This is a genomic window from Wolbachia endosymbiont (group B) of Hofmannophila pseudospretella (genome assembly GCF_964028515.1).
Classification (GTDB): domain Bacteria; phylum Pseudomonadota; class Alphaproteobacteria; order Rickettsiales; family Anaplasmataceae; genus Wolbachia.
The window spans coordinates 1,431,675-1,451,784 of record NZ_OZ034788.1 but is presented as its reverse complement, the minus strand read 5'-3'; the positions used below and the strand labels follow the sequence as shown (position 1 = coordinate 1,451,784).

The following is a 20,110-nucleotide window of genomic DNA, read 5'->3' as shown; positions in this document are numbered from 1 at the left end:
CATCACTAAAAACCAGCTAGTGAGAGAAGAGTTTGTTTTGGGATGAATTGGTCTACCAAACGATACATACGAACTTTTTTATATTCTGACTTTGCTATACGCTAAAACTAGCCATATTAGCACATTTCATCAATATCTACATACGAACTGTTTTGCCTAAGCTTATTGAAATAATTTAAATCTTCTATTTTTATAACCTTATTTTTATGCAACGTGTTCTCACAAAGGTAGGCAGTTTTTTTGCGATTTCCGAAGGAGTAAATAAACAAATTCATTATAGCGCTACAGAGTCTAGTATTTTCTATAAATTTTTATTTAATCTACTAATAAATTGACAAATATTACAATATTTGCTAAAATGTTCATATAATAGTACCTTGCTTTCATAAAGATGTAGTATTGGTAATGTCATGAAAAATGTATCAAAGTAGTGGAGAAATAGATGCCTGATTATTATGAAGTACTAGGAATAGATGAAGAAGCTTCTGAATATGAAATAACCCAAGCATATCGTAATTTAGCAAAGCAGTATCATCCAGATAAATTTCCTGAAAAAAAAGATCTCAATATGTTAAAAGTAAAGACGAACCTTTCACAAGCAGAAGAAAATCGACTAATTCAACTTGAAAAAAAAGTTCAAGAGAATGAGGAAAAGTTCAAAAAAATACAAGAGGCACATACAGTATTATCGGATATAGAAAAAAGGGAAAAGTATGATGAAGAAAAGAATGGTAATCAATGTTCAGGAACATCTAAATCTTCAAGTTTCCAAGAGAAGCTTGATGAGATGGTTGGAAAAATGGATGAGATTAGTAGTGCACAATACAAACGTACTATGAGAAATCTCAGAGGATTGACTTCTATTACGAAGGAGTTGAATCTGCAAGAAAAATCAAGACGTACACTGAAACAAGAATCATTAAAACGTGTACTTGATGAATTAGAAGATGCGCAGAAAAAAACTTTTTTCAGTTTAAGTGTTAGTCTGATTTTAGATAGACTTAAGGATTTTGCCGTTCAGATAGAAGATATAAATTTTTCTAATTACTCGAAATATCGAGAAGAGCTTATTATTCTGTATGATAAAAAGGAATTCTTAAATCTTTTAATGGAAAAAGGAGTAAAGTTATCAAATACTGTTTTGCATGCAGCTATTGAATATAATTCTATAAACGTTGCTTATTACCTTGTAAATGAACACATAGATAAGATAGATATCAATCATCAAGATGAAAATGGAAATACAGTTTTACATCTCGCTTTAGAACTTTTGTGTTTGGATAAACCAGAAGTCAAAGGTATTATTAAATTACTTCTAAGCAAAGGTATAAAATTTGATATTCAAAATAAAAAAAGTGAAACCCCATTTGATCTCTTAGTTAAATATGTTAGCTATCCAATTAATCAACAAAAGAAATTAAATAATATTCAGGAGCTTCTTAGCAATTGTACAGTTAAAGACATATTGAAAGGTCTAAATGGTACTTCTTCATTAAATACACTAGCAGAACTTGCTGTTTATCATTGTAGTGAAGAAGTTTTAAAAACTTTAATTGAAGGTGGTATGAATGTCAATTGTCAAGACGAAAATGGAGATACAGTTTTACATCACGCTTTTAAATGTTTTGGCTCAGAAGATGATGAATGGAAGGAGCAAAATATTACAAAATTACTTCTAAATGAAGGTGCGAAACTTGATATTCAAAATAAAGAAAGTAAAACTCCATTTGATCTCTTGGTTGGATATGTTACAAAGGCGCATTATACTAAAAAGGAAAGATTACATCATGTTTCAAGGATCCTTAGCAATTGTACAATTAAAGGTACACTAAAAAGTCTAAATGGTACTTCTTCATTAAATGAGCTAGCAAGACTTGCTGTTAAACTTAATAATAAAAAAATCTTAAATTTCTTGATTAAAAACGACATAAAGATTCTAAGTACTATTTTAGAAGATATTGTTAAATATGATTTCAATAAAAAGATTTTTAGTTACTTTTTGCATAAAAATAGGATTGATTACCAAGATGAAGGTGAAAATACAATTTTGCATCATACCTTAAAATTGTTGATTAGTAATAAATCAAACTATCAAGGTTATGTTGAATTACTAATGAGTGAAGGCGCAAAGCTTAACGTTAAAAATGACAAAGGTGAAACTCCTTTTGATCTCCTGATTGAATATGTTGAGAAGGGGTTTTATGGTCAAGCACGAAGATTAAGTTATGTTTGGAATTTGCTTAACAAATGTGAAAATAAAGATATACTAAGAGAGCTAAAATACAAGGATGGTGCTTCTGCATTAGATAAACTAAATGAGCTTCATGCTAAGTGTCGTAATACTTCTATCATAGTTGCTTCTACACTAGCAGTGGCTGGAGTTGCTTTAGGTGTGGCTATTGCAGCTTACTCAGGAATGTTAGCGGTAGGAATAGCAGTTGGAGCCTGTTGCTTAGTTGTTGCTGCAATCATATACTATTGTAATAAGCCTTCAAAGTCACTTGAGAATAGCAATGCTGAAGCTGTAGTGAATCAAATAACAGTGGCAGATATCTCTTAAGGTAAGTAGAAATAGCAGGAGGGTTGGTTTTATTACATAGCTAACTAAAAGGCCAACTCTACAAGCAATTTATTAAAAACCTTATTTTTGCAATCAATTTATCCAATTTAGTGGGAGTGTTAAATTTACTAATCTTTCCGTAAGTGAGATTAAAGAATTGCAAAAGATTTAATAATTTATAGATTCTTCTAAAGAAATTATCTTATTTTTTATTGGCAGACAGCTTGCTTAAACCTGTAAAACTTCTCCATCTGGTCACTCCATAGCATCGGTATTTCTTTCAAATCAACCAATTTCAAATCTCTTGGCTGTCTTCCACTTACTATATCTTCTTTAATTTTTGGTGCTAAATAATTTAACCTTAAAATTTGTTGTATACGTCTTGTACCTATATTAATTTTGGCACTCAGCTCTTTCACACTTTCGTATTTTCCTTCCTCTAGCTGCCGTTTCCAGGAATGGGCTCTTACCACTGCTTTCAGTAGCGAATTATTTGTTTTACCTTCCGGTTCTACTACTGTGCATTTATTTCCCTTCTTCTTTGTTGGTATAAATTTTTCCTCTGATTCAGAATGCACCTCTATTCCATCCTCTCTCACCATTACTCCCTTTATTAACTTTTTCACCACTTCTTTCTGTTCTCTGAAACTTAAATTTTTCCACTCTTCTCCCCATTTTTCATATATCTGTTCAGCTTTCTTCATCACTTCTTTTTCCACTTCTCCAGCAACTATTGTTCGATTTACTGATTCACAATTCTTTCCCCTTAAATGATTGTTGCACACATAATATCGATACCTTTTATTCTCTTTTTTTGAGTACGTTAGCGTCATGTTTACATCACAGCTTTTGCACTTAATTATTCCCCTAAGTAGCGCTTCCTCATATTTTGCTTTTCTATATGGCTGATTCTTTATCAATTCTTGTGCTTTCTGCCATTTTTCCTCTTTTATTATTGCTTCATGCTTTCCCTCATACTCTTTCTCATAATGCCGTATTTTTCCCATATATATTGGATTTGTTATTATTCTTCTCACCGTCGCCTTTTTAAAGATATCTGATTTTGTTCTGTAACCTTCTCTATTTAACTCCCTTGCCAGTTCTGCAATTGACTTCAGCTCCAAATATCTTTCAAATATGTGCCCTACTATTTTCGCTTCTTTCTCATTTATTATTAATTCCTTATCTTTCACATCATACCCAAGCGGCAAAGTTCCTCCCATCCACAATCCCTGCTCCTTTGATGTTGCTATTTTATTTTTTACTCTCTCTACAATCATTTCTCTTTCTAGCTGTGCTGCTCCTGATAACACTGTTTGTACGAACTTTCCCATTGGCGTATTATTGTCAAATATCTGTGTTACTGCTACAAAATTTACTCGGTGCCTTCTAAAAAATGATGTTACCTCTATGCTGTCTTTTGTTTCTCTCGAGAGCCTATCTAGCGTATATACTACCACACAATCTACTTCTCCTCCTTTCACGTCTTCAAATAACTCCTTTATCGCTGGTCTTTCTAAATTTTTTCCTGAGAAACCTCCATCATCGTACCTTTTTGCCAATGCTACCCATCCTTCTCGGCTTTTTATATATTTTTCACATGCTACTCGTTGCGCATCAAGACTGTTAAACTTTTGTTCTAGTCCATCCTCATTTGATTTTCTTGTATATATCGCACACCTTACTTCTTTTAGCATTTTCTCCTCTTCAGCTCCCATTTTTATCACGCATTCCAAATAATAAAGGTCCGTTGTAGCTCATTCCCATTATTTTCCCCGCCACTGCTGATAATGACGTATAAAATCCTTCTCTGTAGATTAAACCCTTGTCTGTTACCATTACCGCATGCGTCTCTTCTCCTCTCTCTAGTATTAATTCTGTTCCTTCTACTGGCAGTTTATCACTACTTATTCTTTTTCCCTTCTCTAGCCGATCTGCCAGATACTCTAGTCTTTTTGTCCCCTTTCTTGACATTTCTCCATATGCTTTTTCCTGGATTCTATAAGCTAATCTCGGTATCAGATATTTCTTTGAATGTTTAGGTGCCTCTTCCCCAAATAACTTCTTCCATATTTTTCTCAGCTCATCCAAAGATTTTCTCTCTAAATTCATTACTTTCTTTTCTGTTTCTTCCTCCATATTTTTAGCCTTTCATAAATAGCTTTTCAATTCTGTCCGTTTCTTTCTTTAATATCTCGGCTATTTCTTTACTGTTTTTTGCATAATCCATCGCTGTCATTCCCAATTTATCCGCTTGCTCTATTTCTCCTCCTGCTTCCACTAACTCTTTTACTATCTCCACTTTCCCCATCATACATGCAAGGTGCAGCGGCGTGCATTTACTGCCATACTCTTCAGCATTTACATTTCCTCCTGACTTTATCAGTTCTCTCACGGTTTCTAGGCGTTTCTCCGTTACCGCTAGGTGCAGCGCTGTATATCCTCCTATATCTGCTGCATTCACATTCACTCCTTTTTCAACTAATAACCTCACTGTTTTTGCGTCTACTGCATAATGTAGAGCTGTTCTTCCATTCTTGTCTCTTGCATAAATATTTTTATATGAGTTCTCTAATAGTGACTCCTCTTTTTTACCGAGCTTTACCATAATTTACCCCCACCTTTCTTTAAAATTAAGTCCCTTTTTTAAGCCTTCTTTCCTACTACATTTTCTGCCTCATCTATCATTTCATTTACTTGGCTCATTATTTTGCTTGCTAAATTTTTACATTCTTCCTTTATCAGTGATTTGTCTCTCTTCCTTATTTCTTCTATCTCTATTATTTTTAGCTCCGGCATGTAGCTTCCATTCAACATGTCTGCTATTTCTCCCACTAGCCCCTCTATTCCATAGCACGTCAGTTCTCTACTTTTTGTTATTCCACCTTTTTCTCTCAAAAATTTACTTGCCTTTTCACTCTCTTTGCTATCACATAGACTATACTTTTCACTTTCCCATATGTAATACATTGGTGTTGCACCGTACTTATTTAGTTGATTAACTTCAGCTCCAGCCTTTACCAGCTCTTTTATTATTTCAACTCCTGCTCCTCCTATTTTGCACGCAGAGTGGAGTGGCGTACATCCAGTAATATATTGAGTAGCATTTACCTCCGCTCCTTCCCTTAGCAGTACTTTTACATTTTCTAAACTTTTCGCAAATACTGCACAGTGTAGTGGTGTATAACCATTTTTATCTCTTGCATTGATCTCCGCTCCTTTTTTTATTAATAATCTCACTGTTTTGTAATCAGAGATTTCCACTGCTTGGTGCAATATCGTCTCTCCTTCTTCATTTCTTTTATTAATATCGTTACTTGATACTTCTTTAAAAAACTTACTAAAAGATTCTTTGCTAAACTTCATACTTACCTCACAAAACTAGCTTTTCTAGCGCCAGACAAATTTCTTATATTTACCTGCTGCTATTCAAGTCATGTCCTTTTTAGCATGAGAAAGCAAGTCCTTTTCTTTTTATTTCATACACTTTTACCTATTATTAATATAGTATATGAGGATCTAAATATAAGTACTTAACTTATTATAGATATTGCTTGACTATTTTTCCAACTTCTGTGCAAATGTCTATGTTCGTGCCACTTCAGTACTCCTGGGTAAAATACCAAAATATGCTTTTCTAATTCGTGTATTGAGTCTTTTTGCTCTGAATCTGAGTCATTTTTATAGTAAACGTTGTGTTCTGCTAAAACATATTTTCTGACCTTCTGATCTGTATAATTTTCTACTTTATAGTTGTGAGTAACGCTAAATCTTTCTAAAATTGGCTTGTGTTTTAAACTCCAATGCTGCCCTGAAAGTTTATCGCTTCCCAATACAAATTTATTTCCTCTTTCTTCTACGCTACTAACTGGAAAGCACGTATTTATGTCTCCTAAATCCCAACTGTCCGATAATACTATCTGCGCTTTAGCAAATTTAATCGATGGTAATAAGCTTTGAGTTAGAGGATACAGGGCTTTTAAGTTATACCACTGATGACTTCTTTCATAAATGCCTTTGTAATCTCTTGTGTGAGGCTCTGTTTCTCCAAGTACTGCTACATCTAATCGATATATGTCATTACTAAATGTTTGTTCATAATGCTCTCTTAAATAGTTGTCTACAATCTCTACTAACGGACCTCTAGAACTGAAAAAATTTATTCTTCCAAACGATAACACTGGTCCATCTTTTTCAACTTTTCTACCTGAATAGTCTGATAATAAGCTGCCGAATATACTTTCATCTAATATAAACCTATCAACGTTATAGTAGTCATTAAAAATCCTCATTAGCCTTGATCTTGCTGGTAATGATAGTTTTGCAAGTTCTACTACTGCATCTACAAAAAAGTCATTTGGAACATCTTTTATTCCTATTTGTAATTCAAAGAAGTGTTTACCAGGTGGTTCTTCGATAATTGTAATATCTTCTATATTTGCCCACTTTAGTGCTATTTTAAGTGATGCAGGTGTTCCTCTCAGTCTTTGAAATTTTACTCCTTCTACTATCGCCCTTCTTTTATCTTTTACCCAGCGCAATATCTCTTCTAAACCATATTCTTCTATTATCCACGGCAATGTTTCTTCTTTAAGACTAAACTTAAATCCTCTGATACAGCTCAGATCAACCTTATAATCTGTTGCATCTACTAGCGCTTTTTCCTGTTTTGTTGCATTTGGTGGCAATAACATTAATTCAACTCAATCTCTAAGTTTCTTAAAGCAGCACACTCATTACCTAGCACCACAACATCCTCTTTTGGCTCTATTAATTCCACATTTTTTACACCATCTACAAATAGATTCGCTATTATCCAAGATCTTGTTACACTCCACCCTAATCTTTTTGCTAATTCAAATTTCTCAATAAACTGCTTCTTGATTTCTTCCTCTGATATTATATAATTCGTGCTGATTCTGCTGTGGATATCTATTTCCATAATATTGCAGCCAATTACTGTTACTGTATCGGTTAAAACCCTTATATCATCTCTAGTAACTTGCTTTCTTACAATTTCAAGTAGCTCTTCTAATGCTATGCCAGTTTGTGTTGATAAAATCGAGATCTGTACTTTCCCTGGTATAGGTGATTCTACTAATGCATCTTTTACTCTACTATCTGCTGACAGTGCATAATACCTATAATACTCCTTGCTCCCACATGTGCTCCAGCCTTTTATTTTTGCTTTTACCCTCTTTCTAAATCGTTCGTCATCTTCTTCTTTCTGCCTCTCCACTCCGTAAAACTCAGCTAAATTATCAAGATCTTCTCCTGTCGCAAATTTAAGTAAATTGCTCTTTACTGCTTCATTTATTCTTTGTCTTAGTAACAATTCCCTCCATGCTGCTACTTCTAATACCTTCATCGCTGGGTCACTTTCTACTAATGCTGTAAAACTTTCATCACACTTCACTAACTCTTCCTTCACCCGAGCAAAAATCTCTTCAAAGTTCAGTGGTTCGATAATATTTGGCTGCTGCATTTTTAAACAACTACTCCATTAATATTTATGAACTTACCTTCTGAAAGATAGACACCTTCTAAATTCAATGTTACTCTCCCTTCTTTTACTTCTGTTATCTTCACTTTCTCTAATTTAAACCTTCTCTCCCATTTTTCCAAAGCTTCTGCAGTTGCTGCATATATCTCAAGTGTTAAATCTCTATTTATTGGCTTATCCACCAATTCAAATAATCTTGAGCCATAATCTTTCCTCATTATTCTACTGTTTACTGGAGTGGTCAGTATATCAATTATCGATTGCTTTAAGTGCTCTATTCCTTCTAACGCTTTTCCTGTTTTAGCATCCATACCCTTCATTTCTATTTTGCAAAAACGCTTTCACTGCCTTTTATTACTTTAAAACCACATGAAACTATATCTCCTACTCTTCCTATACCAAGACCATTTGCAAACACTGTTTTTGATCCTTCAGTTAATGCTCTTCCTTCACTAAAACTGTCTCCTTGTCTACATATTGATTTACCGTTTACAAAAACATTATTACTTCCGCTAATGCAGAAATGTGGTATAGCTTCTCCACAGTAGTCTCCTAACCTCATACCAAAATCCATTACTGACCGAACAAATAAGAAACATTACAAACTCGTTTAATAGTAGTACTGGAAATATTGACAATAAAATTACACAAAACATCTTCAAGTAAACCTATGGTATCGTAGATACTATTGCGTAAAGTATTGTATTTGATATATTGCCACAACCTTTCAACAGGATTCAGTTCCGGTGAATAAGGAGGCAAGTATATGATGGTAATGTTTTCCTGAATTTTCAAACTTTTTGATCTATGCCAACTTGCACAATCCATTACAAGAAAGGCTTCTTTCGTGCCTAAATCTTTCGACATCTGCTCCAGAAATATATTCATACAATCAGTGTTTACATATGGAGCAAGTAGGCTAATTTTCTTACCACTTCTTGGATTTACCGCACTGTAGATATAGAAATTTTGTCTACCAATTTTCATTTTAACCTGTGTTCTGACCCCTTTTTTAAACCATCCGTGTCCGATTTTTGAATGAGTTCCAAATCGTGATTCATCAAAAAAATACCTCCTTTTCAGGGTGGGAATTGACTATTTTATTGAAGTATTTTTTAAACTCTTCTTGCTTGTTTTTATCTTGTTTATGGTGAATTGGCCTCGGTGTTATGTAAGAAAACTTCATCCTTTGTATCTCACGGTGCACTGTTGATTTGCTAATGTTTAGGCCAAATTCCTCTGAGATTTTTATTTGCACTTCCTTAATAGTAATATTTGGATTTCTTTCTACCCATATTTCAATTTGCTCACGTTGATTTTTGTTTAATTTGCTTTTTCTTCGCCGCTGAGACGGGGAAAATAATCTTTCTACTCTACCAAATTTTAGATGCTTTATCCATTCAGTCAAAGCAGTCCTTGAAATTTTACATATTCTTGCCACAGCGCTTATACTACTTTCTTTTCCTGCTATCACCGCTTGTAACTTTTTTGAAACATATGCGTTATTTCTGACCTTTTTTAACATTTCTTTCGCCAAATTTACAACTTTTTCGTCTAATAGTTTTGACCTTAATGCCATTTATACCTCTCTATTTTATCTACTTTAGTATCACTTCTTTCCCATTATTGTCTATCTGTTCTTTATATAGTGGGAATTGGTATCACTATTCCTTTGTTCAATTTAAGTCGATCCTTTCTGCTTTCAGCTTTATTCCACTTTTTGTCATTTCTATACTTGATCCCCCAACTTTCAGTGTTATTTTGTCTACTACTTCAATCTCTAAATGATGTTTATCTTTATCGTATGACAACTTTGTTCCATCTTGAAATGTTAAGCTACTCACCTCTTTTTTATTTTCTGGTGCAGAGTACTTTTGTTGATATATTCCAGGAAGTACTACTCCTAATGATAACTCTCCCAATGGTGACAATATTACTACCTGTTCATTTATGCTTGGTGGTAGCCAGCTTCTTTCCTCTCCTGCTCTAGAAGTTATCCATGGAAGAAAATCTGTTAAAAGTTCTCCTATCTTCACTCTTACTTTTGCTTTCTCATAATCTACTTCTTTTACAACTCCTATTCGTACAATGTTTGCTAACTTTCTTTGCAGCTCTGAAATAGCAAAATTACTCTCTAACATTTTCTTCTATTATAATCGTATGTGGCTTAATCTTATTTTCTGTCCATATAGATTTACCTAAATGAAGCTGATGACTCCAATCAACCATCCACACCAAATATGCATCTAATTCGGGTCTAAATCCGTCAATTTCTGCAGAGATAAATTCTCCTGGTGAAACATTTTTTATATTCCATGTATTTTTGTTTACAACTTTTGCCACCTCAGCAGCTAATGTTCTGACAATAGTAGCTGCATTTTCTATTGTGCTATCAATCACAATTCGTGCTTCAAATCTTGCTTTCAGTGCTAATTCTTCTGTTCCTGGATCTTTTCCCGATTCTAAACTCACAAGCTCTACAAATAACGCTGGCGCTAATAATTCTTTTCTTATCGATGGATAAATTTCACATGTCTGTATAGACGGTATTTCTTCCTTCAGTGTGCTGCAAATTGCTTGATGTAAATCTTTCCAGAACTTTGTCATACCTTTAAAATATAGTTTAGCTCATGCTTAAAGTATTTCTCAAACTCTCTCTCACTCTCATAATTAACAAAATTCCCTATTATCCTTGAAGCCTCTGGTTCTAGTGGCAACTTAATTTCCTTTATTGGCAATGCTGCTCTTCCTTCACGTTTAAACATACCGCTATTTCCTTTTGGCATAACTGCTGCAAATCCTCCTATAAACTCATGCTTTCCTACTTTCGATCCTCTTCTTGTTTTTTGTATTTTACCAATTGTCGATGCTCTAATGTCATAGAGATTTGCTCTAATTAACACTTCTAATCTGCTAGTTTTCGCCTTAAAAATTCTTAATCTCTTTCTTATCAAACTTTTCTTTTCCTCACTAATTTCTTTTGCTGTCTTCAATTTTAGCCATAGTGCTGTTCTGTTTAACGCTCTTACTATTGCTAATTCTATTTTTTTTCTTTTAGCATTTACACTTTCTATTACCTCAACTTCTATATGCACAGACATTTTACACCCCATACGCTTCGATTCGCCAGACCATTCCAGATTTATCTCTAAGTGGTGGTGTGTGTATTTTGTATTTGCAATCACCTATAACAAAAATATCTCCTACAATTGGCCTCAGTATATCAAAAATGCTTACCTCAAGAAAAAGCATCTCTCCCACAAATTGTCCTTCACCAATCTCGTATAATTTATCTGGCTGTTGCTTTAGTACTTGTACCATGTACGCCTTATTTTTCGACTTATACAAAGCTACTTCTCCTAAATGGGCAAAACAATCTTTTAGTAATCTCTTAATATTCTCTTGCATTCTTTCATAAGTATGCTAATAAGTTATATACTAGTAGAGTCCTCTTGTACCTCACCAACTTGTAGTTACTCTACCAGTATTGTTATGCTGCAACGACTTTTACTAATGTTCCTGGTCTGTGGCACATTGGCAATGGATTCGACTGCGTATGTAAATCAGTTCCTCTATCAAATCTCCTTGGCTCTTGTTTTGCATATAGTGGCTGTCCTAGTGTATTTACTGTTTCATTAAAATCTGCTGGTGCAAAATATGTTGTAAATGTGCTCGCTGTTCCTACTGGAAAACAGTGCCCTGTATCTTTCTCAATAAATCTTCTTACTGTTCCTTCAGGGTCAGTTGCTTGCCCTCTATATTCCTCAAATGTTATGCCACAGAACGTAAATCCTGACCTCATATCATTTCGAAGTGCTGCTCCTTCTTGCCATCTTTCATATGCTTCTTTTACTTTAGCATGAGAAGTTAATGCATCAAAAAACTCAGGGCTTACCAAGGCATGAATTCCAGTCATATATTCACCACTTAGATTATCTTCTATGTGCCGGAGTACTTCCAGACACTTACGTTTTACGTCAGTTGTTGCTGTTCCAAGGGCAAAATTTACTACTTTCGGTGTGATTTCAAATTCGTTGTACAGATTTAATAATTCTGACCCATCAGCATCTAAAATTATTCCTTTGAGCGCTCCCATTCGCAAATGCTCTAATGTTATTGCATGTTTGTTCCTCATCAATTGCAAATGATCGGTTATTACATCTGCCAGCGCTTTAAGTTCACTCTCTGATCCAAATGCCCTTATTCCTTGTACTTCTTCTGGCAGCACTACATCATCATGCGGAATGTGCGGAATCGTAAATGTTCTTACCTTTCTTTTTCCTCTTTTTCCTACTGTTGCTGGTGCTCCGGGTACTTGCGTTGGTAGTAAACTTAACACTCCGTTGTGTTCTTCTATCGTAATATGTCTAAATCTTACTGACCTACTTGGAAACAAATTTAAATTTTCAACACGTCCATAATTTATCGGCAATATATTCATCGCATTTGTTAGTGCCGTCATGCTAAATGCTGTATTTGTAAATGGATTTTGCATTTTTTCTTTTCCCCCTTTTGTATTTTTAATAGTTTTTTTAAGCTCCCTTGCGGATAATGATCCCTCGTGCTTCAAGTTGCTTTATTGCTGCATTTTTCTGCTCTTCAGTGATATTTGCTGGCCACACAATTGCATGATCTGCTAGCATTGCTATACGTGTAATGATTACTGCTTTGGCATTTTCTGTCGCATTTACATCACTTACTATCGCACCTATTGCTGTTTGTGTACCATCTGTTGCAGTTGGATTTATTATCTTAATCATGTTATCCTTATCACTACCAACAACTGTACCAAGTTTAAGATTTTGTCCCTTGGCTACCGTTATTTGGTCTCTTGAATATAGACTTGATGCCTCATACTTTAATAAGTCACCTAGATTATTTTGTTCGATTATACAACTCATAAAATTTCCTCATTTATTTTCCCCTTTAGTTTTACCGCCATGTTTGTAATTGTTGTACGCGGCGGTTATAAAAAAACTTAAATACTTGATTGCGCTCTAGTCCTTGCTACCTCCGTCATCAACTCTTCTCCTGAATTCTGCGGTATTGCACTCAGTATCTCTGTCTTTTTCGTTCTCTCTGCAAGTAATTCCATTAAAACCTCCCTTGCTTGCTCAATACTTATGCCCTGCTCAATAAATTCTCCTATTTTCTCTGGCATATGCGATAAATTACATAAGCGTATTAATTCTAAAACTTCTCCTCGACATTTTTTGCATCCACCTTTTTCAATTAATTCATTTGTGTCTACAATCTGTTTAGCTGTTGCGTTTAAATTCATAGTGTAACTCCTAATAAATTCTGAATATGTTGTTATTTCATCAGCAAGACCTATTTCTATTGCTCTCTCGCCAAAATATAGCCCTGCCTCCGTTGATCGAATCTTTTCAATTGAAAGACCTCTGTTCCTCGCTATTAGCTGCACAAACATTTCATATAGTCGGTCTACTTCTTTTTGTAAGCTTTCCAGACTTTCAGACGTCATTGGCTCATGTGGATTTAAATCATTTTTTCTACTTCCTGCAAATACTGTGGTATATTTTATTCCACATTTTTCATTAAATCCACTTTGATCTATATGACTTGCAATTACCCCTATGCTTCCTACTCCTGAGGTTCTGCTCACAAATACCTTTTCAGCGCTAGAGGCTATAGCGTACGCAGCAGAATATGCATCATCATTTGCTATCGCTATTATCCTCTTTTTTGCTCTTGATTCATAAATAAAGTCAGCTAGGTCAAATATACCGTTTACCTCTCCTCCGGGGCTATCTATTTCCAGTATAATTGTCTCTATGCTACTATCTGCTAATGCTTGTGTAATTTGTTCTTCTATTTGCTCATATGATGTCATTCCGAGCATTTCATCAAATGCACCAGGTTTTTTAGTTAAAATGCCATGTATCGGTATTATTCCTCTTTCACTATTTCTTACTGCATGTTTTATATTTTTAAAGATAGGCTGCTTTCCTGTTTGTAGTGACAGTAACTCAAAACTCCTTGGTTCTACCATTACACAGCTGTTTAGCCATTGTTGTTTCATATCACCTCTTGATTTGCAGTAACCTCAGAATCAAAACTTAAGCCCAGTTCGCTTGCACGTCTTTGATCTTCTGCTATTTCTTGGTCAATTTCTTCAACATCGTAACCCATTTCTGATACTACTTCCGATCGACTCTTAAATCCATTTCTTACTGCCATTTGTTGTGCTTGCTGATCTTTTAGTGGATCTACCCAATCAAATCCCTGTGGTATCCATTTTACTTCTTCTTTCGCTGCTTTTACTACTTTTTCATCTATACAGAGTTCTCCACAAAGTACTGCTAACTCTAGCCATCTATTCCATACTGGTCTGCAAAATTGAAATACCATAATGTTGTGTTGCAGCATAGCACATCTACGACGAAACTCTATTAATCCTGCTCGAATGGATGAATAATTAACACCGGTTAAATCTCCTGTTAGCTGCTCATATGTTATTCCTGTACCTATTGCTATTGCCCTCAGTTGCTGTCTCATGAATGCTTCATAACTTCCTCCAACATCTGATGGCTCTGAAAATTTTATATCTTCTCCTGGGTCTAAAAGCTGCATTGTTCCAGGTTCTAGGCCAGATAGTGCTACTCCTTGCTCATTACTTTCACCTTCTCCCATGATATTTGCTTCTGGATCGAGTCTCGTAATAAATCCTGCAAACATTGCTGCAGTTTTCTTTCTCACCAGCTCTGCATCATCATATTGATCAAGCTCATAAAGCTTCAGCAGTATATTAGAAAGCCATGGCTCTCCTCTGATTTGCCCAGGTCTTAATGGTCTATAAATATGTAAAACATCATTTGCTGGCACTCTCACTGATTCACCAAACGAGCCTTCACCAGGGTGTTCTTTAAATAGGTAATATGCTTCTCTTTGCCCAAGCTTGTTAAACTCAATCCCGTTTCTTATTACATTACCATTTCCTAAAGTTTGATTTGTTTTATTATCTAAATGCTCTGATTCCAATACTTGAAGTTGCAATGGTACAGAAAATCCATCTTCGAGTTTACGATTTCGGAGACGTACGAAACACTCTCCACCTTCTATCATACTTCTGCATACTAGAGCTTGTAATCCATAAAAATCACTTACTCCGTTACTATCTGCTTCATCTGTCCATTTTAGCCATAATTCTTGCACCTTCTTTCGAAATTCACCATCTCTTGCTTTTGATTGTGGTTTTATTCCTGTGCCAATAGAGTTACTCACTATCGTATCAATAATATTTGCTGCATATGGATTTTTTCTCACCATGTCACGAGAACGACTACGTAAAGTTTCAAGGTTTTGAGACAACAAATTGTTTATACTTCCTAACTCTGGTTGAAAGTGAAAAAATCTTCTTCCTGAACCTGCTGCATCCCATGCTGAGCTTTTTATCTTTGGCTTGCTAAATAATTGCTTGAACGATTTTAATAGCATTACTTTTCCTGATCTGAAACTTTGGATAACTCAGCCTCTAGCTCTTCTACTGTTGGTAAAGCTGCCTTTATATTCTTTGGTAGATTTTCAGTAATTTTATATTCTGCCAACCCTATCGGTTTATTTATGTCTTTCAGTGTATACTTAGCTAGTACGTTATCCTTTGACTTGCATAAAATTAATCCTATAGATGGTTGATCTGTCTCATGCTTTAATAAATCATCAACGGCTGAAAGATAAAAATTCATTTTTCCTGCATATTCTGGCTTGAAATCTTTGTCTTTTAGCTCAATTACTACAAAGCAACGTAGCTTCAAATGGTAAAACAATAAATCAATATAGAAGTCTTTATTTCCAACATCTAAGTGAAACTGCCTACCAACAAATGCAAATCCTTCCCCTAGCTCAAGCAAAAACTTCTCTACATGGCCTACAAGCCCTTTTTCTACTTCTCTTTCGTGAGCATCGTCTCCTATACTCAAAAAATCAAAAATATATGGATCTTTTAATGTATAATGTGCTAAATCTGATTGGGGAGAAGGTAACTTATCTTTGAAGTTAGTAACAGCTTTTCCTTGACGTTTGTACAATTCACGTTCGATTTGCATCACCATTATACTACGTGACCAACCGTGCTCTATAGCCTTTTGAAAATAGAATAGTCTTTCTTTTGGATCTTTTACTTTATCTAAAATAACTACAATATGAAACCAAGGCAATTGTGCAGCAACCTGCTGCGTAAATTCAGTATCTTGATATTCTGCAGCAAATTGGCGCATATAAGTAAGATTCCTAGCACTAAATCCCTTCATTTCTGGAAATGCGCTTCTTAAATCCTTACTTAGCTGATCTATGATTTTAGCACCCCAGCCATGTTCTTTTTGGCGTTTTAAGATCTCTGTACCAATATGGTGGTAAAGCACAATAAGCTTGCTATTTACTGCCAGTGCTGCTTTATAACGACTAGTAGCAATCTGCTCTTTTAGCTGCTCTAAAAATTCTGTATATTCTTTTGCTATAATTTTTGTCATATGGTTCCTTTCAACGATATTATATGATCCCTTTACTCGTTGAAAAAACAATCTTTCTCTTTGGCTTCATTCCAGCAATCTTTAGTTCACCTTTGATGCGTTGTCTTAAGCTTAGCAAGTCATTTATCTGAACTTCAGCATATCTCACCACATGGTCACCATATGCAATTGATACTACTCGCTCTCCGCTTTGCAGTTTTTTTATCGCTTCTTCGACTTGACTTAAATATTCCTGATTGTACATTTTACTTCTCATTCAACCATTTACTTTGTCTCACTTTTTTAGGCTTTTTACTTTCCATTTTTCCACTCAAACTATTCCACTTACTCTCTGGCCATCTGTCTATTCCCAGTGCTATCGATGCAGCTCTTGCATAAATCCTACAGTCTAATACTTCATTTCTTTCTCTTACCTTCTGCCACTCTTGTTTGGTATATCCTTTCACTACTTTACTGACTAATTGCTCTGCCGTTAGTTGCTTAAAATATTCAGGTGCATACTCAGGAAAATGACAATATCCAGGTAGAGCTTTTCCCTCTTCTTCTTTCAAAATATTAAGTAATTGAAAAAGCTCTGACTTTAATATCGATACTCCTACTGGCCAGAGCTTTATTCCTCTTTTCAGCTTTTGACCACCAACTGTTATATCTACTCTGCTTGGACTGCTAAGTGGTACTAGCGCTTTGTTTACACCTTTCACTGCCATTACTCTTCCAGATCCTTGATGACCTCTTACCCAGTTATATACTTCTTGCGTTGCATATCCAGCATCTACCGCCATCATGCTTATCATATATTCAAGCCCATTTTCACCGATAAAATGATGACTCAGAAGCTCCGAAAGTTTTCCCCATACTTCTCCACCTCCTGTATCTCCTTCAAATACTCGGTAGTCTATTGACCAACTTTCACGGCTTTTTCCCCATGCTACAACTTCCACCTCTAGACGATCTTTTTGGACATCTACTCCTGCAGTAAGTACCACTTCTCTCCTAGGTACTGTGCCAATCTGAAAAAATTCTCTCCTGTTAAATAATTGTTTCCAGTCTGGTACTTCTCCTTTGTCTACCCAGGTTTCTCCAAGCGTAGTATTTATCCATACTTTTAGTAATTGTTCACTTTCTTTTGCATAAAGAAAATCTTCTACTGCTTGAGTCCAACTATACCAGCCAACTGGACTATAAAGACTTGAAAGATGAAATCCTTTTTTCTCACCTTTTACTCTATTAGTAGGCCTCCATTCTCCACGCTCAAGCATCTCTGTCTTTTGATGATTTTCTATTTTGCCGCTACATTCAGTGCAGACATAATGTGCTGTTCTTGAGTCATTGTTTTCCCATTTTATTTGTGACCATTTTAGAACTTGATAGTAATTACAATGCGGACAGGGAACAAAAAAATATCTCTTATCTGTTGCTTCAAATTCTTTCTCAATTCTGCTTATTCCATGAATTGTTGGTGTTGATACTAAAAAAATCTTTCGCTGTGCAAATGTATTAGTTCGAGCAATACTAAGCAGTACTGGATCTCCTTCTCCTCCTGAATCTCCTGGGTAGGCATCTATTTCATCAAGAAAGAGATATTTTACTGGCATGGATCTAAGTCCTACACTGCTATTCGCTCCAGTTATTACTACTATTCCACCTGGAAACTCCTTACTTTGTACAGTATTGCCTGAGTCTCTTGATCTTGGGTCTTTTACTTTACTCTTTAAACATGGTGTACTCTCTATCAACGGTGCAAATCTTCCCTTCGACCAACGTTTTCCCATTTCGACTGTTGGCTGCACAACTAACATTGGACCTGGTGTTTGATCGATAATATAGCCAATCCAATTGTTGCCAGCTTCTGTTCCCCCAATCTGCGCTCCTTTCATGAATACTACTTTTTCTGCAGGTGAAGACGGAGATAGTGAATCCATGATTTCTTTAAGATATGGTGTTCTCTCTGTTCTCCATTTACCTGGCTCTGATGCTGCAGTTGCTGCTAAAACTCGATATTCATTTGCCCACTCTGATACTTTAAGCTCTGGATCTGGTTTTAAACCTTCAGAAAAAGATGTGGCGTATATCATTGTCTGCATCTACTCGTAATTGGTTCTATCTCGACATCATTAACAGTAGAACTACACTCCTCCAGTTCCATAAACATCTTTTTCTGAAATTCGTTTTCTATATATCTTTTGCTCATCTCACTTATCATTATTGCTATAACAAGCGCAAATACCCCTGTTATTGTTGCAAAAATGATTGCACTGCTTATTGTTGCTGCTGTTAAACCTATATATGCTGCCATTGCTACTGCGCTAACTGTAATACAGATGCAGATAATATTATTATGTTTTTTCATCCTTTTATCTGCTATTTCTCTCTGTGCTATATATTTATTATGAAGGGTTGGAAAATTAACAACGGTATCTTTGCAGAGCAATGACCCATTTTTTTCAGTAAACAAAACTTTAAATAACTCTAAATTGTTTGATTTGATTGCTAAATGTAAAACAGGTATATAGTTTGCTCCTTTTTTTAGTAGTAATTTTACTACATGTAAATGTCCTTTTTCCGCAGCAAGGTAAATCGGTGATAGACCTTTATTATTTGAAATATCAATATCAATTTCTTCTTTTAAGATAGACTCTACAATCTCAATTTCTCCTCTTTGTGCAGCTAAATGGAGTAGACTATTCTTTTCAGAACCGTATTTATTACTCATCAAAGCCTTCTTTATCTCAGGTTTAGCGTAATCAAATGGTGTCTTGCCGCTATCGTCTTTTACCAGAGGGTCTATATCTTCTCGTGTTAGTAAAACCTCTATTGTTTTAAGTCTTTCAGCGTAATGTAGTGGCGTTTTATTTTCGTAATCTTGTAAATTGACTTGAGCATTAGTCTCCTTTATTAAGCATTTGAGGATATCAAGACATAAGTCTCTTTCATCGTAATTAGTATTACTTACAGCTATATGCACAGGTGACAATTTCATTGAGTTTTGTCCTATGCGTGCACTATTTACATCTGCTCCTAGCTTCAGCAGTAACTTTACTATTTCCAATTTTTTGTTATTAACTGCATAGTGCATTGGTGTCTGATTTCGCGCATCAAAGACATCTATTTCAGCTTTTCCTTCTCTTATCAAAATCTTTACAACTTCTGCATGTCCTATTCCTGCTGCTAGATGTAATGGCGTATGATGCAGAGCATTTCGTACATTAACGTCAATACCTTTTCCTATCAAATATCTGACTGCATTAACTTCACCTATCATTGCAGCTAAATGAAGTAAACTATCTTGTTCTGACCCGTATTTGTTACTAATTAACGCTTTCAATATTTCTGCTTTTTTCTCTTCTTTGGCGTAATCAAGAGATGTTTTACCTTCATTATCTTCCACAAAAGGATTAATGTTCTTCTTCGTGAGTAACAAATCCACCATACTTAATTCATCAAACTCTATAGCGCAATGTAGTGGGGTTTTTCCGTTTAATCCTCTAACATTTACATCTAATCCAGGTTGATTAATGAGACACTTTATTAACTCTAAACTTAAGTTATCAGCCATTT

22 protein-coding genes and 1 pseudogene are annotated in these 20,110 nt (G+C 35.1%); 2 read left to right on the top strand and 21 right to left on the bottom strand.

The window, feature by feature from the left end; translation table 11 throughout:
- Nucleotides 1-442: 442 nt before the first annotated feature.
- Together ABWU24_RS07030 and ABWU24_RS07025 are read left to right on the top strand one after the other, a co-directional pair.
- Nucleotides 443-721: pseudogene (locus ABWU24_RS07030) on the top strand (DnaJ domain-containing protein); the annotation flags it as partial.
- A 66-nt stretch (nt 722-787) separates the two neighbouring features.
- Complete coding sequence (locus ABWU24_RS07025; protein WP_353274790.1) at nt 788-2,560, top strand: ankyrin repeat domain-containing protein; 1,773 nt, start codon at nt 788-790, stop codon at nt 2,558-2,560.
- A gap of 209 nt (nt 2,561-2,769) precedes the next feature.
- On the opposite strand, the gene ABWU24_RS07020 is transcribed toward ABWU24_RS07025, so the two are convergent.
- The 21 genes from ABWU24_RS07020 to ABWU24_RS06920 all read right to left on the bottom strand — a co-directional run bounded on the left by ABWU24_RS07020 (nt 2,770) and on the right by ABWU24_RS06920 (nt 20,108).
- Complete coding sequence (locus tag ABWU24_RS07020) at nt 2,770-4,257, bottom strand: recombinase family protein (RefSeq protein WP_353274690.1); 1,488 nt, start codon at nt 4,255-4,257, stop codon at nt 2,770-2,772.
- Between the two features lie 10 nt (nt 4,258-4,267).
- Entirely contained in the window at nt 4,268-4,699 is a 432-nt protein-coding gene (locus ABWU24_RS07015; protein WP_353274231.1) for a DUF2924 domain-containing protein, read from the bottom strand.
- Nucleotides 4,700-4,703: 4 nt separating this feature from the next.
- Nucleotides 4,704-5,168, bottom strand: a complete 465-nt coding sequence (locus ABWU24_RS07010) for an ankyrin repeat domain-containing protein (RefSeq protein ID WP_353274233.1) — start codon at nt 5,166-5,168, stop codon at nt 4,704-4,706.
- A 38-nt stretch (nt 5,169-5,206) separates the two neighbouring features.
- Nucleotides 5,207-5,926 (bottom strand): ankyrin repeat domain-containing protein, encoded by a 720-nt coding sequence (locus ABWU24_RS07005; protein ID WP_353274235.1) that lies wholly within the window; start codon nt 5,924-5,926, stop codon nt 5,207-5,209.
- A gap of 167 nt (nt 5,927-6,093) precedes the next feature.
- Nucleotides 6,094-7,254, bottom strand: a complete 1,161-nt coding sequence (locus ABWU24_RS07000) for a phage tail protein (RefSeq protein WP_353274237.1) — start codon at nt 7,252-7,254, stop codon at nt 6,094-6,096.
- Nucleotides 7,254-8,045, bottom strand: coding sequence for a baseplate J/gp47 family protein (locus ABWU24_RS06995; protein ID WP_353274239.1), 792 nt, complete (start codon nt 8,043-8,045; stop codon nt 7,254-7,256). Before ABWU24_RS06995 ends, ABWU24_RS07000 begins: the two co-directional genes overlap by 1 nt.
- A 2-nt stretch (nt 8,046-8,047) precedes the next feature.
- On the bottom strand, nt 8,048-8,383 hold the full coding sequence (locus tag ABWU24_RS06990; RefSeq protein ID WP_353274241.1) for a GPW/gp25 family protein: 336 nt from the start codon (nt 8,381-8,383) through the stop codon (nt 8,048-8,050).
- A 2-nt stretch (nt 8,384-8,385) separates the two neighbouring features.
- Nucleotides 8,386-8,637: a PAAR domain-containing protein gene (locus ABWU24_RS06985; RefSeq protein ID WP_353274688.1), complete on the bottom strand. Its 252-nt coding sequence runs from the start codon at nt 8,635-8,637 to the stop codon at nt 8,386-8,388.
- Nucleotides 8,637-9,642, bottom strand: a protein-coding gene (locus ABWU24_RS06980) for an IS630 family transposase (RefSeq protein WP_353274215.1) whose coding sequence is annotated in 2 segments (ribosomal slippage) — nt 8,637-9,131 and nt 9,133-9,642 — 1,005 coding nt in all. Because the reading frame shifts where the segments join, the coding sequence is not laid out codon by codon here. The genes ABWU24_RS06985 and ABWU24_RS06980 overlap by 1 nt, the downstream gene beginning before the upstream one ends.
- Nucleotides 9,643-9,739: 97 nt before the next feature.
- Entirely contained in the window at nt 9,740-10,204 is a 465-nt protein-coding gene (locus ABWU24_RS06975) for a phage baseplate assembly protein V (RefSeq protein WP_038251007.1), read from the bottom strand.
- Complete coding sequence (locus ABWU24_RS06970; protein WP_341815392.1) at nt 10,191-10,670, bottom strand: hypothetical protein; 480 nt, start codon at nt 10,668-10,670, stop codon at nt 10,191-10,193. The genes ABWU24_RS06975 and ABWU24_RS06970 overlap by 14 nt, the downstream gene beginning before the upstream one ends.
- Complete coding sequence (locus ABWU24_RS06965) at nt 10,667-11,164, bottom strand: phage tail protein (protein WP_353274244.1); 498 nt, start codon at nt 11,162-11,164, stop codon at nt 10,667-10,669. The genes ABWU24_RS06970 and ABWU24_RS06965 overlap by 4 nt, the downstream gene beginning before the upstream one ends.
- A gap of 1 nt (nt 11,165) precedes the next feature.
- Nucleotides 11,166-11,471, bottom strand: a complete 306-nt coding sequence (locus ABWU24_RS06960) for a hypothetical protein (RefSeq protein WP_341810090.1) — start codon at nt 11,469-11,471, stop codon at nt 11,166-11,168.
- Nucleotides 11,472-11,553: 82 nt separating this feature from the next.
- On the bottom strand, nt 11,554-12,558 hold the full coding sequence (locus ABWU24_RS06955) for a major capsid protein (RefSeq protein WP_353274246.1): 1,005 nt from the start codon (nt 12,556-12,558) through the stop codon (nt 11,554-11,556).
- A 37-nt stretch (nt 12,559-12,595) separates the two neighbouring features.
- Nucleotides 12,596-12,964, bottom strand: coding sequence for a head decoration protein (locus ABWU24_RS06950; RefSeq protein ID WP_353274248.1), 369 nt, complete (start codon nt 12,962-12,964; stop codon nt 12,596-12,598).
- A gap of 77 nt (nt 12,965-13,041) precedes the next feature.
- The gene (locus tag ABWU24_RS06945; RefSeq protein ID WP_353274686.1) at nt 13,042-14,106 is read right to left on the bottom strand and encodes a S49 family peptidase; all 1,065 of its coding nucleotides are present in this window, start codon (nt 14,104-14,106) and stop codon (nt 13,042-13,044) included.
- Nucleotides 14,103-15,521 carry a phage portal protein gene (locus ABWU24_RS06940; protein ID WP_353274685.1) on the bottom strand — a complete coding sequence of 473 codons (1,419 nt, stop codon included), beginning with the start codon at nt 15,519-15,521 and terminating at the stop codon, nt 14,103-14,105. Before ABWU24_RS06940 ends, ABWU24_RS06945 begins: the two co-directional genes overlap by 4 nt.
- The gene (locus ABWU24_RS06935; protein ID WP_341810093.1) at nt 15,521-16,552 is read right to left on the bottom strand and encodes a YhcG family protein; all 1,032 of its coding nucleotides are present in this window, start codon (nt 16,550-16,552) and stop codon (nt 15,521-15,523) included. Before ABWU24_RS06935 ends, ABWU24_RS06940 begins: the two co-directional genes overlap by 1 nt.
- A 19-nt stretch (nt 16,553-16,571) precedes the next feature.
- Nucleotides 16,572-16,796 (bottom strand): gpW family head-tail joining protein, encoded by a 225-nt coding sequence (locus tag ABWU24_RS06930; RefSeq protein WP_341810141.1) that lies wholly within the window; start codon nt 16,794-16,796, stop codon nt 16,572-16,574.
- Between the two features lies 1 nt (nt 16,797).
- Nucleotides 16,798-18,627 carry a phage terminase large subunit family protein gene (locus tag ABWU24_RS06925; RefSeq protein ID WP_341810094.1) on the bottom strand — a complete coding sequence of 610 codons (1,830 nt, stop codon included), beginning with the start codon at nt 18,625-18,627 and terminating at the stop codon, nt 16,798-16,800.
- The gene (locus ABWU24_RS06920) at nt 18,624-20,108 is read right to left on the bottom strand and encodes an ankyrin repeat domain-containing protein (RefSeq protein ID WP_353274683.1); all 1,485 of its coding nucleotides are present in this window, start codon (nt 20,106-20,108) and stop codon (nt 18,624-18,626) included. The genes ABWU24_RS06925 and ABWU24_RS06920 overlap by 4 nt, the downstream gene beginning before the upstream one ends.
- Between the last annotated feature and the right edge of the window lie 2 nt (nt 20,109-20,110).

Excerpts from the sequence above, each read along its gene's own strand:
- ABWU24_RS07025 (WP_353274790.1), top strand. The coding sequence starts at position 788 with ATGGTTGGAAAAATGGATGAGATTAGTAGTGCACAATACAAACGTACT.
- ABWU24_RS07020 (WP_353274690.1), bottom strand. The coding sequence starts at position 4,257 with ATGCTAAAAGAAGTAAGGTGTGCGATATATACAAGAAAATCAAATGAG.
- ABWU24_RS07015 (WP_353274231.1), bottom strand. The coding sequence starts at position 4,699 with ATGGAGGAAGAAACAGAAAAGAAAGTAATGAATTTAGAGAGAAAATCT.
- ABWU24_RS07010 (WP_353274233.1), bottom strand. The coding sequence starts at position 5,168 with ATGGTAAAGCTCGGTAAAAAAGAGGAGTCACTATTAGAGAACTCATAT.
- ABWU24_RS07005 (WP_353274235.1), bottom strand. The coding sequence starts at position 5,926 with ATGAAGTTTAGCAAAGAATCTTTTAGTAAGTTTTTTAAAGAAGTATCA.
- ABWU24_RS07000 (WP_353274237.1), bottom strand. The coding sequence starts at position 7,254 with ATGTTATTGCCACCAAATGCAACAAAACAGGAAAAAGCGCTAGTAGAT.
- ABWU24_RS06995 (WP_353274239.1), bottom strand. The coding sequence starts at position 8,045 with ATGCAGCAGCCAAATATTATCGAACCACTGAACTTTGAAGAGATTTTT.
- ABWU24_RS06990 (WP_353274241.1), bottom strand. The coding sequence starts at position 8,383 with ATGAAGGGTATGGATGCTAAAACAGGAAAAGCGTTAGAAGGAATAGAG.
- ABWU24_RS06985 (WP_353274688.1), bottom strand. The coding sequence starts at position 8,637 with ATGGATTTTGGTATGAGGTTAGGAGACTACTGTGGAGAAGCTATACCA.
- ABWU24_RS06975 (WP_038251007.1), bottom strand. The coding sequence starts at position 10,204 with ATGTTAGAGAGTAATTTTGCTATTTCAGAGCTGCAAAGAAAGTTAGCA.
- ABWU24_RS06970 (WP_341815392.1), bottom strand. The coding sequence starts at position 10,670 with ATGACAAAGTTCTGGAAAGATTTACATCAAGCAATTTGCAGCACACTG.
- ABWU24_RS06965 (WP_353274244.1), bottom strand. The coding sequence starts at position 11,164 with ATGTCTGTGCATATAGAAGTTGAGGTAATAGAAAGTGTAAATGCTAAA.
- ABWU24_RS06960 (WP_341810090.1), bottom strand. The coding sequence starts at position 11,471 with ATGCAAGAGAATATTAAGAGATTACTAAAAGATTGTTTTGCCCATTTA.
- ABWU24_RS06955 (WP_353274246.1), bottom strand. The coding sequence starts at position 12,558 with ATGCAAAATCCATTTACAAATACAGCATTTAGCATGACGGCACTAACA.
- ABWU24_RS06950 (WP_353274248.1), bottom strand. The coding sequence starts at position 12,964 with ATGAGTTGTATAATCGAACAAAATAATCTAGGTGACTTATTAAAGTAT.
- ABWU24_RS06945 (WP_353274686.1), bottom strand. The coding sequence starts at position 14,106 with ATGAAACAACAATGGCTAAACAGCTGTGTAATGGTAGAACCAAGGAGT.
- ABWU24_RS06940 (WP_353274685.1), bottom strand. The coding sequence starts at position 15,521 with ATGCTATTAAAATCGTTCAAGCAATTATTTAGCAAGCCAAAGATAAAA.
- ABWU24_RS06935 (WP_341810093.1), bottom strand. The coding sequence starts at position 16,552 with ATGACAAAAATTATAGCAAAAGAATATACAGAATTTTTAGAGCAGCTA.
- ABWU24_RS06930 (WP_341810141.1), bottom strand. The coding sequence starts at position 16,796 with ATGTACAATCAGGAATATTTAAGTCAAGTCGAAGAAGCGATAAAAAAA.
- ABWU24_RS06925 (WP_341810094.1), bottom strand. The coding sequence starts at position 18,627 with ATGATATACGCCACATCTTTTTCTGAAGGTTTAAAACCAGATCCAGAG.
- ABWU24_RS06920 (WP_353274683.1), bottom strand. The coding sequence starts at position 20,108 with ATGGCTGATAACTTAAGTTTAGAGTTAATAAAGTGTCTCATTAATCAA.